General features: G+C 40.9%; 14 protein-coding genes. 10 read left to right on the forward strand and 4 right to left on the reverse strand.

Annotated elements, in window-relative coordinates; all coding sequences use genetic code 11:
- Positions 1-4 precede the first annotated feature (4 nt).
- Positions 5-973, forward strand: a complete 969-nt coding sequence (locus tag M1381_00570) for a 2-hydroxyacid dehydrogenase (GenBank protein MCL4477582.1) — start codon at positions 5-7, stop codon at positions 971-973.
- 45 nt (positions 974-1,018) lie between these two features.
- Here M1381_00570 and M1381_00575 read toward each other — a convergent pair whose 3' ends face one another.
- From M1381_00575 to M1381_00585, 3 genes are all read right to left on the reverse strand, one after another.
- Complete coding sequence (locus M1381_00575; GenBank protein ID MCL4477583.1) at positions 1,019-1,180, reverse strand: rubredoxin; 162 nt, start codon at positions 1,178-1,180, stop codon at positions 1,019-1,021.
- 8 nt (positions 1,181-1,188) lie between these two features.
- Positions 1,189-2,367: an FprA family A-type flavoprotein gene (locus M1381_00580; GenBank protein ID MCL4477584.1), complete on the reverse strand. Its 1,179-nt coding sequence runs from the start codon at positions 2,365-2,367 to the stop codon at positions 1,189-1,191.
- A gap of 146 nt (positions 2,368-2,513) precedes the next feature.
- Entirely contained in the window at positions 2,514-4,868 is a 2,355-nt protein-coding gene (locus tag M1381_00585) for a beta-propeller fold lactonase family protein (GenBank protein ID MCL4477585.1), read from the reverse strand.
- Positions 4,869-5,113: 245 nt separating this feature from the next.
- Between M1381_00585 and M1381_00590 the strand changes: the two genes are divergently transcribed.
- The 3 genes from M1381_00590 to M1381_00600 are packed head-to-tail and all read left to right on the forward strand — an operon-like array spanning position 5,114 to position 7,726.
- Positions 5,114-6,211 carry an acyl-CoA dehydrogenase family protein gene (locus tag M1381_00590; protein MCL4477586.1) on the forward strand — a complete coding sequence of 366 codons (1,098 nt, stop codon included), beginning with the start codon at positions 5,114-5,116 and terminating at the stop codon, positions 6,209-6,211.
- A gap of 10 nt (positions 6,212-6,221) precedes the next feature.
- Positions 6,222-7,463 carry an acyl-CoA dehydrogenase family protein gene (locus M1381_00595; protein ID MCL4477587.1) on the forward strand — a complete coding sequence of 414 codons (1,242 nt, stop codon included), beginning with the start codon at positions 6,222-6,224 and terminating at the stop codon, positions 7,461-7,463.
- A gap of 8 nt (positions 7,464-7,471) precedes the next feature.
- Positions 7,472-7,726 (forward strand): ferritin, encoded by a 255-nt coding sequence (locus M1381_00600; GenBank protein ID MCL4477588.1) that lies wholly within the window; start codon positions 7,472-7,474, stop codon positions 7,724-7,726.
- 176 nt (positions 7,727-7,902) lie between these two features.
- Here the strand turns inward: M1381_00600 and M1381_00605 are convergent, their stop codons facing one another.
- Complete coding sequence (locus M1381_00605; GenBank protein MCL4477589.1) at positions 7,903-8,505, reverse strand: DUF799 family lipoprotein; 603 nt, start codon at positions 8,503-8,505, stop codon at positions 7,903-7,905.
- 480 nt (positions 8,506-8,985) lie between these two features.
- Here M1381_00605 and M1381_00610 point away from each other — a divergent pair, with 480 nt between their 5' ends.
- The 6 genes from M1381_00610 to uvrB all read left to right on the forward strand — a co-directional run bounded on the left by M1381_00610 (position 8,986) and on the right by uvrB (position 15,210).
- Positions 8,986-9,468, forward strand: a complete 483-nt coding sequence (locus tag M1381_00610; protein ID MCL4477590.1) for a CarD family transcriptional regulator — start codon at positions 8,986-8,988, stop codon at positions 9,466-9,468.
- 53 nt (positions 9,469-9,521) lie between these two features.
- Complete coding sequence (locus M1381_00615) at positions 9,522-10,538, forward strand: PIN domain-containing protein (protein ID MCL4477591.1); 1,017 nt, start codon at positions 9,522-9,524, stop codon at positions 10,536-10,538.
- 58 nt (positions 10,539-10,596) lie between these two features.
- Positions 10,597-11,229 carry a 2-C-methyl-D-erythritol 4-phosphate cytidylyltransferase gene (gene ispD / locus M1381_00620; GenBank protein ID MCL4477592.1) on the forward strand — a complete coding sequence of 211 codons (633 nt, stop codon included), beginning with the start codon at positions 10,597-10,599 and terminating at the stop codon, positions 11,227-11,229.
- Positions 11,217-11,690 carry a 2-C-methyl-D-erythritol 2,4-cyclodiphosphate synthase gene (ispF, locus tag M1381_00625; GenBank protein MCL4477593.1) on the forward strand — a complete coding sequence of 158 codons (474 nt, stop codon included), beginning with the start codon at positions 11,217-11,219 and terminating at the stop codon, positions 11,688-11,690. Before ispD ends, ispF begins: the two co-directional genes overlap by 13 nt.
- Positions 11,691-13,148: a cysteine--tRNA ligase gene (cysS, locus tag M1381_00630; GenBank protein ID MCL4477594.1), complete on the forward strand. Its 1,458-nt coding sequence runs from the start codon at positions 11,691-11,693 to the stop codon at positions 13,146-13,148.
- 67 nt (positions 13,149-13,215) lie between these two features.
- On the forward strand, positions 13,216-15,210 hold the full coding sequence (gene uvrB, locus M1381_00635) for an excinuclease ABC subunit UvrB (protein MCL4477595.1): 1,995 nt from the start codon (positions 13,216-13,218) through the stop codon (positions 15,208-15,210).
- The last annotated feature ends 156 nt before the right edge of the window (positions 15,211-15,366 follow it).

Consider the following 15,366-nt stretch of genomic DNA (forward strand, 5'->3'; position numbering starts at 1 on the left):
TACTATGAATAATGTGATTGTAACATTTTCAACGGATGATGAGACGAGGAAACTTATCAGGGAGTTTATTCCTGAAGTCGTTTTTATAAACGGGCTTTCTGGCTATGAGCGTCTTGATGCCATTAAAAATGCATCCATTCTGTTCGCATGGAATATCAATCGTGAACTCTCTCATGATGAGATAAAGCTTCTCTCAGGTATCAAGTTCATCCAGCTTTTATCGGCTGGTGCTGATCACCTGCCTTTTGAGTCTCTCCCTGTGGATGCAGTAATCGCGAGTAACGCTGGTGCGTACGCAGCGGCAATGGCAGAACACGTGCTGGGTATGATACTCGCACTCTCAAAGAACCTTCTACAGGGTCATAAGAAACTTAAAAATCTCGAATTTGATCACTCGGTAATGAGCGGCTATATCAGGGGTAGTGTATGCGGAATTCTTGGATTCGGCGGTATAGGGAAGGCAGTGGCAGAGCTTATGATCCCGTTTGAAGCGAAGATATACGCAATAAATACATCAGGGAAAACAGATGAAAGGGTAGACTTTATAGCTACATTAAATGACATTGACACCGTACTTAGAGAATCCGACATCCTTGTTATTGCGCTGCCACTCACAAAATACACAAGAGGTGTAATAGGCGAAAGAGAACTCGGGCTAATGAAACATAACGCAATTCTCGTCAACGTTGCCAGAGGCGACATCATAAATGAGAAGGCCCTGTATGATCACCTTAAAGATAACCCGGATTTTAAAGCAGGCATTGATGCATGGTGGATCGAACCTTTCAGGTCTGGAGAGTTTAGGATGACCTACCCGTTCCTTGACCTTCCGAATGTAATAGGGTCACCCCACAATTCCGCACTTGTAAAAGCGACCCTCGTAGAGGCTGTACGATATGCTGCAAAAAATGTTTCCGCTTTTATCAATGGAAAATCCATAAAAGGACTCATAAGAAGGTCTGACTACGTATAGCTAAAACTCTCAGAGCTAACTTATATACGCATTGCGGTACTGGGTTTATTCCTCTATCCCGAACTCATCTTTCATTGCACCGCACAGCGGACATACCCATGTATCGGGCAAGTCATTAAAGTCTGTTCCTGGCGGTATACCACCTTCGTGATCACCTAAAGCAGGGTCATATACATATCCGCATACTGTGCATCTATATTTTTTCATATGACTACTCACAGTATATTAATCTCATGGTGTTTTGCAGCTATCTCGTTTGCCAGTCTCTCAACGGCACTGTATGCCTGGGCATCCGGCTTGCCCTTTATAAGTACATTCTCCAACATCTGAATCTTCAGGTTAGGTATTGTTTTTTGTATATCCTCTATCATCCTGCCACCCCACCCGTAAGAGCCGATTATGGATGCGAACTTTAATTTTGGTCTAAGCGCATTTGCAAGGAATGCTGCGGACATAACAATAGGATGCGCACCTGAAAGCACTGTTGGCGATCCCATCACCATGGTTGCAGCGTCAACCAGAGATATGGCAAGTTTCCCGAGGTCGGTTACGGTCAGATCAAACCTTTCTACTTTAATACCCTTGCCTGTCAACGCATCCGTTAAATAATCTACAAGCAGCTGGGTACTACCGTGCATTGATACGTAGGGTATAATAACCTCATTGCTCACAGTATCGGCAACCCACTTCGTGTGTGATTTTACAATGCAGTCAATATTGTTATACAGAGGACCATGGCTTGGGGCGATGATCTCTGTACTATATTTTGCAAGCCGCTCAAGATGTTTATTTATGTTTGCCCTGAACGGCATCATCACCTCTGCATAGTACCTTTTTGCTGCTTCACACACCTTCCATTCTTCTTTACAGTACAGCTCCGACAAAGCAAGATGTGAGCCGAAGAGGTCACATGTAAAAAGTATTTTATCTTCATGAAGATAGCTGACCATTGTCTCGGGCCAGTGCACCCACGGCGTGTATATGAATTCCAGCGTCTTGCCTCCGAGATCAAGTTTGGCACCGTCTTCTACCGTGGCAATACGATCTTCGGGAATATGAAGGTGATCTATCAGCATGGGCTTGCCCTTTGATGATGTAATAACCTGCGCATTACCGTATCTGTTGAGTACAGCCGGTATTGAACCCGAATGATCCTGTTCCGCATGATGTGATATGATAAAATCTATGTTTTTTACATCCTTAAGATTTTGCATAAGCATATCCGTCATCGACGGATCCACAGTATCCAGCAGAGCTGTTTTGTTTTTTCCGTATATCAGGTAAGCATTATAGCTTGTACCGTCCGGGATCGGGATAAGCGAGTCAAACAACCTTCTGTCCCAGTCCACTGCCCCAGCCAAGAACACATTATCTTTAATTTTCTTTAACCCCATAACAATCTCCCTTTATTAAAATTCCACCCCTGCTCCTCAATGCAAAAATGCGCGTAAGTCACTTGAAGCAGGACCGCCCAAAAAAAGGGGCAATCCATGAATTGCCCCTACGATTAATTTTAAGCAATATATCTCGTTTATTACCCTCACGTTGTCGGGCTTGAAATAGTCGACCATGTTTCCGGCAATGCTGTGAATGGGGTAAGATCAGGCGTTGATTGAAACATATCGTACATGGGCAATGCCGTATCATCATACTGAGTCATTGGAGGTAAATTAAAGATCAACTCAATGGTTTTAAGTATGCTTGTAAACGTGTAGTGCTCATTTGAGATATAACCATGCTTTACGTACGGACTTATTACAATGGCAAAAGACCTCTTCTGATCAATGTGATCAATCCCTACCTGCGGATCGTCCTCGTCTATGAAAATAACCGTATTTTTCCAGTACGGGCTGTGTGATATGGCATCCACGATCATTGCTGTTGCATAATCATTTTCAGAATAATCACCAGGCGGATAATGATCATCTCCTAACGTAAGATATACAAATTGCGGGAATGAGTTTGTCTGGACCATGTTATTAAAGGTTGAAACAAAGTACGCGGCCCTTTGAGTATCACTAAATAGGTTTGCCCATGTAGCATTATAGCCCGGCATAACCATCTCAGGCAGGAGGTTATTGTTCTGAATGCTTATCGGTCTTAATGTAATAAGGCTCTCACCAAAATCAGAGAACGTGATACCAGCATTATAAAGTTCCTGGAACAGCGAATTTGATGGAAGTGTCGCAATAGGATCAGTAGAGTCGTCTGCCCGGTTAGACCCGCCGTAATCTGTGTTTATTGACCATATCCTTTGCAGATAATCACTGAGAAACCCGTCAATCGCAAGAGGATGTCCCTGAATGGATGTTTCCACATCAAGATAAAAGTTCGTATCAAGTGCAAACTGTCTTGCCATTGCGTGTGTATTCGGCGTTGTGAAACCTATGCCGCTGCCTGAGCAGCCAAGCTCTGGTGTTCTTGCACTTAAACTTCCGGGCGCATAATACGGACATGGTATAGGCTCGCCATTTGCAGATGGTCCGAGATCGCCAAACTCCATATCGTATGTTTTATTCTCTCTTAAGATATAAACAACATGGGTTATGTTCGACCATGCTGCTTTTATATTAGCAGGTACCGGTGCGTGTTCAGGATTGACAAAATCATTCTTAAGTACCTGTGCAGTATAAATGCTTAATTGCGATACTGCAGGCTTTGTAATATCCGATACAGAACTGTGCACATACCAATCATAATGGGCAAAATCAAGGATATTCCACGTGTTTGGTGCTATAAGCGCTGGCATCCATGGACCGTGCCCGATGCCCTCCGTGTTTACGGCAAATATGTGATCATTCATCGGATCAACTGCTATATCGGCAGGATACCATGCGGTTGGTATTCTGCCGATAACCTGATCACTTGCTGTATCTATTACCGCAATAGAGTTATCCGCTGCAAGTGCTACGTACAACCATTTCCCGTCATTTGAAAATGCAAGCCCATCAGGCGAGCCTCCTACTACTGGCGCTCCTGTATACGCTGCGAGTGTTATCGTATCCGCTACTATATTTGTTTTTGTGTTTATTACACTCACCGAATCGCTAAGCGTGTTTGCAACATAAACCTTTGTTCCGTCAGCTGATGAGGCAATTGCCGCAGGGCCTGTTTGAACAGGAATAGTTGCTGTTACTGTAGGTGCACCTGCGAGTGATATTACAGATACCGTCCCGGAGCCCCTGTTTGTCACATAAGCGTTCTTTCCATCAGGTGTTACTGCTATTGCCCATGGATACTGTCCTACGGTTACTGTATAGGTCTGAGACATGGTTGACAGGTCTATAATGGATACCGTTTCACCGGGATACTGGTAGCCTGAATTATAACCAACATTATTTGCTGTAAGCAGTGTATTCCCGCTTATTGTGATACCTGCGGGTGTCGGCATAAGTGTCTTTGCTAATGTAGCTGAATAATAAGATGCTAGGGGGATAGAATTTTGCAAACTCATTTTTCTGCTCGCATCTATACTGATGTCAAGCACATACCCTTTTTGATTTTGTATGCCGGGCACAAAAATATTAAAGCCGCTAAATGTACTTGTTACTGCCATACCGTAAAAAGATTCATAAGGTCTAAGGGAAAGATATGAAGTAATCGTATCCGCCATTGCATCAATTGCCGTTATTCCATGGCTCCCACCGGTTTTCACCCAGCCTGTACTTAGAACAAGCACTGTTTTACCATCGGGTGTTATAGCCATTGTTCCAGCCTGAGCTATGCTTTTCCTATCAGCGCCTATCTGAACGCCGGCAGGTGTAAGTTTATAACCATTGGCAGCCCATAGTATATTCGGGGATACCGCTACCGTGCTTGTTGTGCCTCTACCACATCCGGAGATAGCTGCTGCCATTAGAAATGATGCAATGTTAAATAATAGTAACCTTTTCATAATCACGTCTCCTTTTTGAATGGCATATTCTATAGCATAATATTTAAAACCTGCAAGAAACTTTTGCATTGCACCGTCTTATCTTGCTTCAATCTGATAATTCCCTGCGGTTTGCTGCGTGGTAGTTTATTGGTTTCGGCTTTTCTGAAAATTTTAACTTATATTGTTTGTGCGGGTATTTAAAAGGTTATTGACACATTAATCAAAAAAACATTATACATCAATATAAAAATTAAGGAGGCAATATGGTTTCTTTCCAATTAAGCGAAGAACAAACCTTACTGAGAGATACATGCAGAGATTTTGCATTAACGGTAATGAGAAAAAGCGACAGAAACGCTGACGAATCCGGTGAGATACCACTGGAAATAATACAGCAGGGGCATCAGCTTGGTTTAACATTCAGTTATATCCCAGTGGCGTACGGAGGTGCCGGTGAAAAGGTTTCTGCAATTAATAGCATAATTGCCTTAGAAGAACTCGCTTATGGTAACCTCTCTATGACCCTCAACATTACAGCACCATCATTGTTCACACTGCCTGTACTTTTTTTCGGAACAGAAGAGCAAAAAAAGAAATACTTCGCTATGATCAATGCAGAAAAGTTTCAGCCCTTTACAGCAGCAATAGTAGAGCCGTTGGTTAAATTCGATATGGAATATTTAAAAACTACGGCAAAAGATGACGGCGAAGATATTGTTATAAATGGTGAAAAAGCGAGTGTTGCACTTGGTGAAGCTGCAATCGCAACACTCGTTTTTGCAAGAAAGGGAAGCGGTCAGGGGTTTGCAGGTGTTGACGGCTATATCGTTTCCAAAGACGGCTTTGTTGTAAAAGAAAGGGAAAAGAACCAGGGACTAAGGGCTTTACAACAAGCTTCAATAACACTTGAGGGGACAAGAATTTCAAAAGATAATGTGTTATCCTTAACAGGCGGCTTTGCAACACTCGTTGCAAGATCTCGTGTGGCAATGACCGCATTAACAACTGGCGTTTGCAGAGCTGCTTATGATTACGCGCTTAACTACTCAAAAGAAAGGATTGCTTTTGGAGAGCCGATTGCGTCAAGGCAATCCATTGCGTTTACACTAGCGGAGATGGCAATAGAGATTGATGCAATGAGACTTATGGCATGGAAAGCGGCATGGATGCTCGATAAAGGTATGGATGCTTATAAAGAAGCAGCTATAGCAAAAAGGTATTCTGCAGATGCGGCAATGTTTATAACGAGAAATGCTGTCCAGATACTCGGCGGGCACGGCTTTATTAGAGAACATCCTGTAGAGATGTGGTACAGGGATGCAAGGGTATTTGCTGCAACAGAATTTTTAGCTATAATATAAGGAGGAAACAATGATAGATTTTGAGCTTACACCTTTAATGAAAATGGCAAAGGAATTTTTACACAATTATGCCAAGGATGTTATGAGACCCATATCAAGGCAATACGATGAAAACGAGCATACCGAGCCTACCGAATTTATCCAGAAAACGTATGAGATGTTTAAATCGCTCGGGTTTGGTTTTTCAACTACAAAAGTAAGCGGAGAAGATGAAGCAAAAAGCGAAATTAAGAAAGAGAAGACCGATAAGCCTAAAATAGAAATGAATCTTCTCGGTGTTATGGCACTTGAAGAACTTGCATGGGGATGCCCTGCTCTAACGCTTAGAATACCCGGTCCCGGGCTTGGAGGTGCTGCAATCATGGCGGCAGGTACACCCGAACAAAAAAAGCGGTTTATGAAGATATTGAATGGCCCAAAACCAAGCTACGGAGCAATGGCATTAACAGAACCGGGGTTTGGTTCCGATGCATCCGCGGTCGGCACAACCGCTGTAAAGGATGGGGATTATTACATACTCAACGGAACAAAAATATTCGTAACAGGCGGTGAGATGGCCGAGCTCTATGTTGTATGGGCAACACTCGGTAAGGAGCTTGGCCGGTCAGGCATAAAGGCTTTTGTTGTAGAGAAAGGAACACCTGGGCTAAAAATGGCAAGGCTTGAAAATAAACTCGGCTTAAGGGCATCAGATACAGCGGAGATCGTGCTTGATGATTGCAGGGTCCACAAGGATAACCTTCTTGGCGGAGAGAAAAAAGAAGAGAAGGGATTTAAAGGGGCAATGCAAACATTTGATGCAACAAGACCCATTGTTGCAGCTATGGCAGTAGGAATAGCAAGGGCGGCTTACGATTATATTTATGAAGACCTTGTAACAAAAGATGGACTAGAGATAAATTATGGAAGATCAATCCATAAAAGGGGCTATGTCGAAACACTGCTTGAAGATATGGAGGCAAAACTGGAAGCCGCGAGATTGCTCACATGGAAGGCGGCATGGATGCTCGACAAAGGTGAACCCAATCTTAAAGAAGCATCAATGGCAAAGGCAAAGGCAGGGGCTGTAGTTGATGAGATTACTCAAAAGGCGATAGAGCTATACGGTCCGGAAGGGTATTCTCGCAGGCATATGCTTGAGAAATGGATGCGGGATGCAAAGGTATACGATGTCTTCGAAGGCACAGGGCAGGTGCAAAGACTTGTTATAGCAAGGGCAATACTTAATTATACAAGAAAAGAACTTAGATAGGAGGCGTTATGTCCGCAACTTATAATGACTGGGAAAAACTTGATGAGTTATCAAAAGACCTTGAAAGGGTAAGAACTTCGATTAACGAAGAATCGGATGCTATAAACTGGTATCAACAACGTATCTCAGCAACAAAAGATCCGGAGTTGAGACATATACTCGAACATAACCGTGATGAGGAGAAAGAGCATCTTGCAATGCTTATTGAATGGATCAGAAAACATGACACAGCACAGGATAAAGCGTTTAAAGAGCATGATTGATCTGCCGTTGCAAAATATCGTACCTCTATATTTAATTAGAAAACCCAGCCGTATATAAGATGATAAACTCCGTTAAACCCATTTTGTCTGAAGACCAAAGTTTTCCGGTGTAACGGGGTAATTTTTAAGTCATTAGAGAAAGAGGTAGACTAAAAGCATACCCTTCCTAACCCGGTTTACTGCTGATTCTTGTAATTGCTTAATGGAAACCGTGAAAAAGCTATATTTACCACCCGTCTGGCCATCGGGGTGTAAGGAGATACTGCTGCACCTATTGCAAGTGCGGCCATTTGTCTGGGATTTACAGCAACGCCTCTCTCCGTATCTGTGTAATGGTTTTTCCATAATAGCTGGCCATCCTTAGCGCTTTTAAGTACAAACTGTAATCCAACTGTCTGTGAGGCATAAACAATTAACCATGTTGTAGCCCAATCCGTTATTGTTGTATAGAGTACTGCATCTACATCGAACATTTTACCTAATTCCTCAGGAGTATACATGTTTATCTCGCCGGCGTAATGTATATGATGCTGCAGCAATACCTGTTTGACAAAAGCTATGGAAGGAGATTTATAGCCCCTTACGATTATTTGATTATGGACAATCGGCCATACAACGTCGGGAGCGCTTAAATCTACCGTATCATTCATTGGAGGAATTACCAAAATACTGCTGGGCATTATCCTTTCGGGTCCAAAGTTTTTTGGTATAGTTGCGCAACTTATTGTAAATAAGATTGCTATTATGGCAAGATACACTTTATTTTTATTGTTCCGCATACGTTGTTTTCAATATATTACCTTTGTAGATTGTCAAGGAATCAAGAAGTATTTCAGGATCATGCCTTTGAGGTAAATGGTATCATTAATGAACCCTACAATAGAATACCGCTATTTACGTAATCTGTAAGTTTAGCCCATTAGAGACTCTACCCTCATACATGGTATAATAGGTTAAGAATTAATTATAAAATTATGCGGCAACATGCCGCCGTCAATATGAAGTCAGGCAATTGCCATTCTCAGGCAACAGCCGAAGAATCTCATCTTGTAACATATTAAAAAGATTAGATTTATTTAAATTTACACTGAACGAAGCGTATGTGTTGGAATGAAAAAAGCGGGGTATTACACAGCCTATTGTCATTTGGCGGGTCATTGCGTTTTTTGGGTTAACCACTTTTATTGGCAGAAAAATATGTTTTATTGACTTTTTAGTATATTTTTGTTAAACTCTTAAAGTTTTAAGGAGGTTATAAAATGTTTAAAGTAGGCGATATCGCTGTTTACCCTGCCCATGGGGTAGGAAAAATAGTTGAAATAGAGATGAAAGAAATAGGTGGCGGTAAAGATACATTTTATGTAATGAAGATTTTTGAGAACAACATGAAAGTAATGGTCCCGACACATAATGCAAATGCAGTTGGATTAAGAAGAGTTATATCGAATGATATGGTTTCTAAAGTTTTTGAGATATTTAAAGAAAAAAGGATTACCGTTGATAATCAAACATGGAACAGAAGATTTAGAGAATACACAGAGAAGATAAAAACAGGATCTGTTTTTGAAATCGCAGAAGTTTTGAAAGATCTCTACCTGTTGAAAACTCAAAAAGATCTTTCCTTCGGCGAAAGAAAGTTATTTGACACAGCTAAGAATTTGTTATTAAAAGAATTAGTTGTTGTTACAGGTAAAGATGAAGAAGTACTTGAAAAAGAGATAAATAGTATTTTTGGAAGATAAATTCTTTATTATATAAAAGGATCTATATTAATTAATGGAAAGGATGGATTATAATGGGTATTATTATCGTAAGGGCGCTCGTCCTGATACTCTCAGGATTAGCAGGATATATAGTATTTTTGAGAATACCGTATACGTACCCTATAATAGGAGCTCTGGTAGGTTTAGGCATCGGACTGCTCGCGATTCTGTTTGAACTTCTTATAAGAAGACAAACGGTAAAAGCTATTATAGGGGGAACAGCAGGGTTTATTGCAGGACTTGTAGCAGGCAACCTTTTAACTTTTGGGGTATTAAAAGAACTTTTGAAAGAACCGTACATAAGTCTTACAACCTATCTGACTATTAACATGCTCCTCGGATATCTTGGTATTGTTATTGGTTCTCGTAAAGGGATAGAGTTTTCTTTTGGTAACTCAAAGGGTGATGGAGCTAAAGCCCCGGGGTCATCCATAAGCTATAAAATACTTGATACATCCGTAATAATAGATGGAAGAATAGCAGATGTGTGCGAAACATCATTTATAGAAGGTATTTTTGTTGTACCCCAATTTGTCCTTCTTGAACTTCAGTACATAGCCGACTCTGCGGATCCGCTTAAAAGAACAAGGGGCCGAAGGGGACTTGATATACTCAAACGTATGCAGAAGATGACGGATCTGGAGATACAGGTTACAGAACAGGATTTCCCAAAGGTAAAGGGTGTTGATTCAAAGCTTATTGTACTTGCAAAACAAATGAATGCAAAGATTATAACAAACGATTTTAACCTTAATAAAGTAGCCGAATTACAGGGTGTAACAGTGCTTAATCTAAATCAATTATCAAATGCGTTAAAACCCATTGTTATACCCGGTGAGTTTATGAAGTTAAAGGTTATCAAAGAAGGCTCCGAGGCAAACCAGGGTATTGCTTATCTTGATGACGGCACAATGGTGGTAGTTGATAATGGGAGAAAGCTCATTGGCAAAACCATTGATACGGTTGTAACGAGTGTGCTGCAAACTACGGCGGGAAGAATGATCTTCGTGAGACCTAAAGAAGAAAACGGAGGTTTTCAGCATCAATAACGTTCGTATCACAGCTATAATACCTGCAGCAGGGAATGGTTCAAGATTAGGTTCCGATATACCAAAACAATTCATAGATATTGCCGGTAAGCCATTGTTGGTATATGCGCTTGAGATAATAGATAATATTCCCCTGATCAATGATATCATTATATCTTCACCGGCAAATAATATAAATTTTATTAAGAAGCTCATAAACGATTTTAATATAAAAAAGGTTAGCGATGTAGTTGTAGGCGGTAATACACGTACCCAATCGGTAAGGAATGCATTTAACAAAATCAAAGCAACGGATTATGTTTTTATTCATGACGCTGTCCGGCCTTTTATAACAACACGCATTATAACGGATGTAATAAATCGATGTCTGTCAACAGGTGCAGCAATATGCGCCCTACCTGTTATGGATACAGTAAAACTTATAGACGGTGATGATATCGTCGTAAAAAATGTGGATCGTACAAATTTGTGGGTTGCCCAGACACCGCAGATGTTCAAATACAGCATGCTGACAAAGGCTTATGAATACTATGATCAGCAGCCTTATGATGCAACGGATGAATCAAGCATAATAGAGCAGACAGGCACCAAGGTGAGCATTGTAAGAGGCGATATCGTAAATATAAAGATCACCACAGAGGCTGATCTCAATTTTGCAAAAACAATAGTGAGCATGTTGTGCATAGAATAGGCATTGGCTACGACATACATGAGCTTAAAGAACCAGGGCCTTTAAAGATTGGCGGTATTATAATTCCCTATGAAAAAAGCCTTAAAGGACACTCGGACGGCGATGTCGTATTGCACGCAATAAGCGATGCAATGCTTGGGGCGGCTGCAAAAGGAGATATAGGTATTTTTTTCCCCCCGGATAATGCTGAATACAGAGGCATTGACAGCTCAATTATATTAAAAAAGGCACTATCGGTTGTAATGGAAGCAGGGTTTCATGTGGTTAACATAGATTGCGTTATCGTTGCACAAAAACCGAAGCTTTCCGTATATTACGGAACATTATCCGGTTCTATCTCAAAATTATTGGATATCGATGCATCTTTTGTATCGGTTAAAGCAAAAACAAACGAAGGATTGGATGCTACAGGCAGAGAGGAGGCTATATCTGCTTATGCAATTGTGTTGCTTGAGAATTGAATGGCACTGAAAGTCTATAATACGCTTACACGCAGCAAAGAAGAGTTCAAACCAGTACTTGATAACCATGTCGGTATGTATGTGTGCGGTGTTACAGTCTATGACCTCTGTCATATAGGACATGCCCGTTCTGCAATAGTGTTTGATGTGATCTACAGGTATCTTAAAAAAAAAGGTTATGATGTTAAATTCGTAAAGAACTTCACCGACATAGATGATAAGATTATCAAAAGGGCAAATGAACAGTCCGTCAGTGCAGCAGATATCGCAGAGAAATACATAAATGAATATTATAAAGATATGGACACTCTTGGGCTTGAAAAACCAGATTATGAACCAAAGGTTACCGACCATATATCAGATATTATCGGGTTTATACAGGGTCTTGTGCAAAATGGATCTGCCTATGAATTAAATGGCGATGTTTATTTCTCTGTAAGAAAGTTTGGCAGCTATGGAAAGCTTTCGGGTAAAGATATAGAAGACCTTGAGGCAGGGGCAAGGGTTGGGATCGATGAAACAAAGCAGGATCCCCTCGATTTTGCCTTATGGAAAAAAAGCAAAGAAAAAGAGCCGTGGTGGAGCAGCCCATGGGGTAAAGGCAGGCCGGGCTGGCATATCGAATGCTCCGTTATGAGTACAAAATATCTTGGCGAAACCTTTGATATTCATGGCGGCGGCATGGATCTCATTTTCCCTCACCATGAAAATGAAATAGCTCAAACGGAGGCGCTCACGGGTAAAAGGTTTGTGAATTACTGGCTTCATAACGGGTTTGTTCAAATCAATAAAGAAAAGATGTCCAAATCACTCGGTAATTTTTTCACGATCCGTGATATTGTTAAAACATATGAGCCTCAAGCGCTCAGGCTGTTTATTCTTACAAAACATTATAGAAGCCCGCTTGATTTTACAGAACAGACACTGAAAGAAGAAGAGAAAGCCTTGTACAGAGGTTATGCGAGTCTGAGAATTCTAAGCAAGCTGCCCGAAAAGGGTAAAAAAGAGCTGTCCGATGAGCAAATGACGGCATTTTCCAATAAGCTGAATCGGTACATAGCAGATTTCTATAATGCAATGGATGACGACTTTAACACCGCATCTGCCTTATCAAGCCTGTTTGATATAATGCATTTAATAAATACGTATCTTAAAAACAACACCGCAAAGCCGAAAATGGAGCCGATCAAAAAATCAAAGGATTTTATAAAAGATGCTATAGAGATACTTGGTATTTTTAATAATGATCCTTATGAATTCCTGAGATCAAGGCGAAGTAAACGGCTTAAAGATACAGGGCTTACAGAAATAGAAATTGAAGGATTGCTTAAAAGTAGAGATACCTTAAGACAGGAAAAGAAGTTCAAAGAATCCGATGAAGTAAGGGCAAAACTTCTAAATCACGGCATTGCAGTTATGGACACACCGGACGGAACAACATGGGACATAATTGATTAACCCGGATAATATCTTTTAAAAAAGATACATTATTCCATAACAGGAGCTTATAAAAAGCTGTATAAATATGGCACGATTCAAAATCGTTTCTGATTACAAGCCTTCCGGAGATCAACCGCAGGCAATAGAAGAACTGGTCAAAGGTATCAAAAACAACCAGAAGAATCAGGTTTTACTGGGTGTTACCGGTTCCGGTAAAACATTTACAATGGCTCATGTTATTGAGCAAATCCAGATTCCAACGCTTATCATTGCCCCAAACAAAACCCTTGCTGCCCAGCTTTACACGGAGATGCAGGCACTGTTTCCTGATAATGCTGTGGAATATTTTGTAAGTTATTATGATTATTATCAGCCCGAAGCTTATGTACCGGAAACGGACACATATATAGAAAAAGATGCATCAATAAATGATGAGATCGACAAATTAAGGCATTCTGCAACACATTCTTTGCTTGAGAGAAAAGATGTAATCATTGTTGCAAGTGTGTCGTGCATCTATGGACTTGGTTCTCCTGAGGCTTATAAAGGTATGCTTGCTTATGCAGAAACGGGCAGGCAGCTAAACAGGGACGAGTTCATTCACAGGCTTGTGAATATCCAATATACGAGGAACAATTATGACTTTTATAGAGGTGTATTTAGAGTAATAGGCGATACTGTAGAGGTGTTTCCTGCTTATGAAAGCGATATAGCAATACACGTAGAGTTTTTTGGGAATACCGTTGATACAATCTACACTTTTGATCCTGTCAGAGGGAAAAAGAAGGATATACTTAAAAGGGTGGTTATTTACCCTGCAAGCCATTATGTCGCCGATGAAGTAAGCCTGAAGCATGCAGTGGAAGCAATAAGACAGGAACTTGCCGAAAGACTAAAAGAGTTCAGAAACTCGGGTAAGCTGCTTGAAGAAGAAAGGCTCAAAAGACGAACTCTTTATGATATAGAAATGCTCGGAGAAATGGGTTATTGCACAGGAATAGAGAACTATTCCAGACATTTAAGTAAAAGAGCACCTGGAGATCCTCCGTATACATTGCTTGATTATTTTCCAAAGCAATTCCTGTCCATTATTGATGAAAGCCATCTAACAGTCCCTCAGATAGGCGGGATGTATGAGGGCGATAGAAGCAGGAAACGAACGCTCGTCGAATACGGTTTCAGATTACCGTCCGCACTCGACAATAGACCGCTTAAGTTCTCGGAATTCGAGCAAAGGATCGATAAAGTTGTTTATGTATCAGCAACGCCTTCAGAATACGAGATAAAAATATCAAGCCGCAGAATCATAGAACAGATAATAAGGCCGACAGGTCTTGTTGATCCCAAGGTTATTATTAAAGATGCAACCAACCAGGTTGATACATTGCTTGAGGAGATCAGAAAACGCGTTGGAGTGAATGAAAGGGTTCTCGTAACAACACTAACAAAACGCATGGCAGAAGAGCTTACAGAATACTATGCAAGTCTTGGTATCAAGGTCAAATATATGCACTCCGATATAGTAACACTTGAGAGGGTCGATATTATCCGTGATTTAAGGATGGGCAAATTTGATGTGTTGATAGGTATAAATCTATTAAGAGAAGGACTTGATCTGCCGGAAGTATCTCTTGTTGCAATCCTTGATGGAGATAAGGAGGGTTTTTTAAGATCAGCCCGTTCTCTCATACAAACCATTGGAAGGGCGGCAAGAAATGTCAATGGTACGGTGATCATATTTGCCGACAGGATCACTGGTGCGATAAAACAAGCACTCGACGAAACAAATAGAAGACGGATCAAGCAGCTCGCGTACAACAAAGAGTATGGTATTGTGCCGGAAACAATAAAAAAACAGATCAGAGAGCTACGGACATCTATATACGAAAAGGATTATTATACGGTACCTGTCGAGATGGCGGATGGCACAGAAGAGTACATTGATCCGGAAAACATACCATCAAGAATAAAAGAGCTCAAAAGTGAAATGAGACGCGCTGCCAAGGAGCTTGAGTTTGAAAAGGCGACAGAGCTAAGAGACAGGATTAAAAAGTTAAGCGATCTTTATCTGAAGATATGATCCCGAAATCGCATTAGAGATATAGGGGGACCGTGGAGTGTGTGTAATAGGATCGCAGAGCTGGACAGTGTGCAGGGACTTAATATATTAAGCCCCTGCACTAATTATTATATCATCCTGATCAATAGTCTTACAAAAATAAACTACCCGGGCATG

This window comes from Deltaproteobacteria bacterium, assembly GCA_023382265.1.
Lineage (GTDB): Bacteria > JAMCPX01 > JAMCPX01 > JAMCPX01 > JAMCPX01 > JAMCPX01.

Excerpts from the sequence above, each read along its gene's own strand:
- M1381_00570 (MCL4477582.1), top strand. The coding sequence starts at position 5 with ATGAATAATGTGATTGTAACATTTTCAACGGATGATGAGACGAGGAAA.
- M1381_00575 (MCL4477583.1), bottom strand. The coding sequence starts at position 1,180 with ATGAAAAAATATAGATGCACAGTATGCGGATATGTATATGACCCTGCT.
- M1381_00580 (MCL4477584.1), bottom strand. The coding sequence starts at position 2,367 with ATGGGGTTAAAGAAAATTAAAGATAATGTGTTCTTGGCTGGGGCAGTG.
- M1381_00585 (MCL4477585.1), bottom strand. The coding sequence starts at position 4,868 with ATGAAAAGGTTACTATTATTTAACATTGCATCATTTCTAATGGCAGCA.
- M1381_00590 (MCL4477586.1), top strand. The coding sequence starts at position 5,114 with ATGGTTTCTTTCCAATTAAGCGAAGAACAAACCTTACTGAGAGATACA.
- M1381_00595 (MCL4477587.1), top strand. The coding sequence starts at position 6,222 with ATGATAGATTTTGAGCTTACACCTTTAATGAAAATGGCAAAGGAATTT.
- M1381_00600 (MCL4477588.1), top strand. The coding sequence starts at position 7,472 with ATGTCCGCAACTTATAATGACTGGGAAAAACTTGATGAGTTATCAAAA.
- M1381_00605 (MCL4477589.1), bottom strand. The coding sequence starts at position 8,505 with ATGCGGAACAATAAAAATAAAGTGTATCTTGCCATAATAGCAATCTTA.
- M1381_00610 (MCL4477590.1), top strand. The coding sequence starts at position 8,986 with ATGTTTAAAGTAGGCGATATCGCTGTTTACCCTGCCCATGGGGTAGGA.
- M1381_00615 (MCL4477591.1), top strand. The coding sequence starts at position 9,522 with ATGGGTATTATTATCGTAAGGGCGCTCGTCCTGATACTCTCAGGATTA.
- cysS (MCL4477594.1), top strand. The coding sequence starts at position 11,691 with ATGGCACTGAAAGTCTATAATACGCTTACACGCAGCAAAGAAGAGTTC.
- uvrB (MCL4477595.1), top strand. The coding sequence starts at position 13,216 with ATGGCACGATTCAAAATCGTTTCTGATTACAAGCCTTCCGGAGATCAA.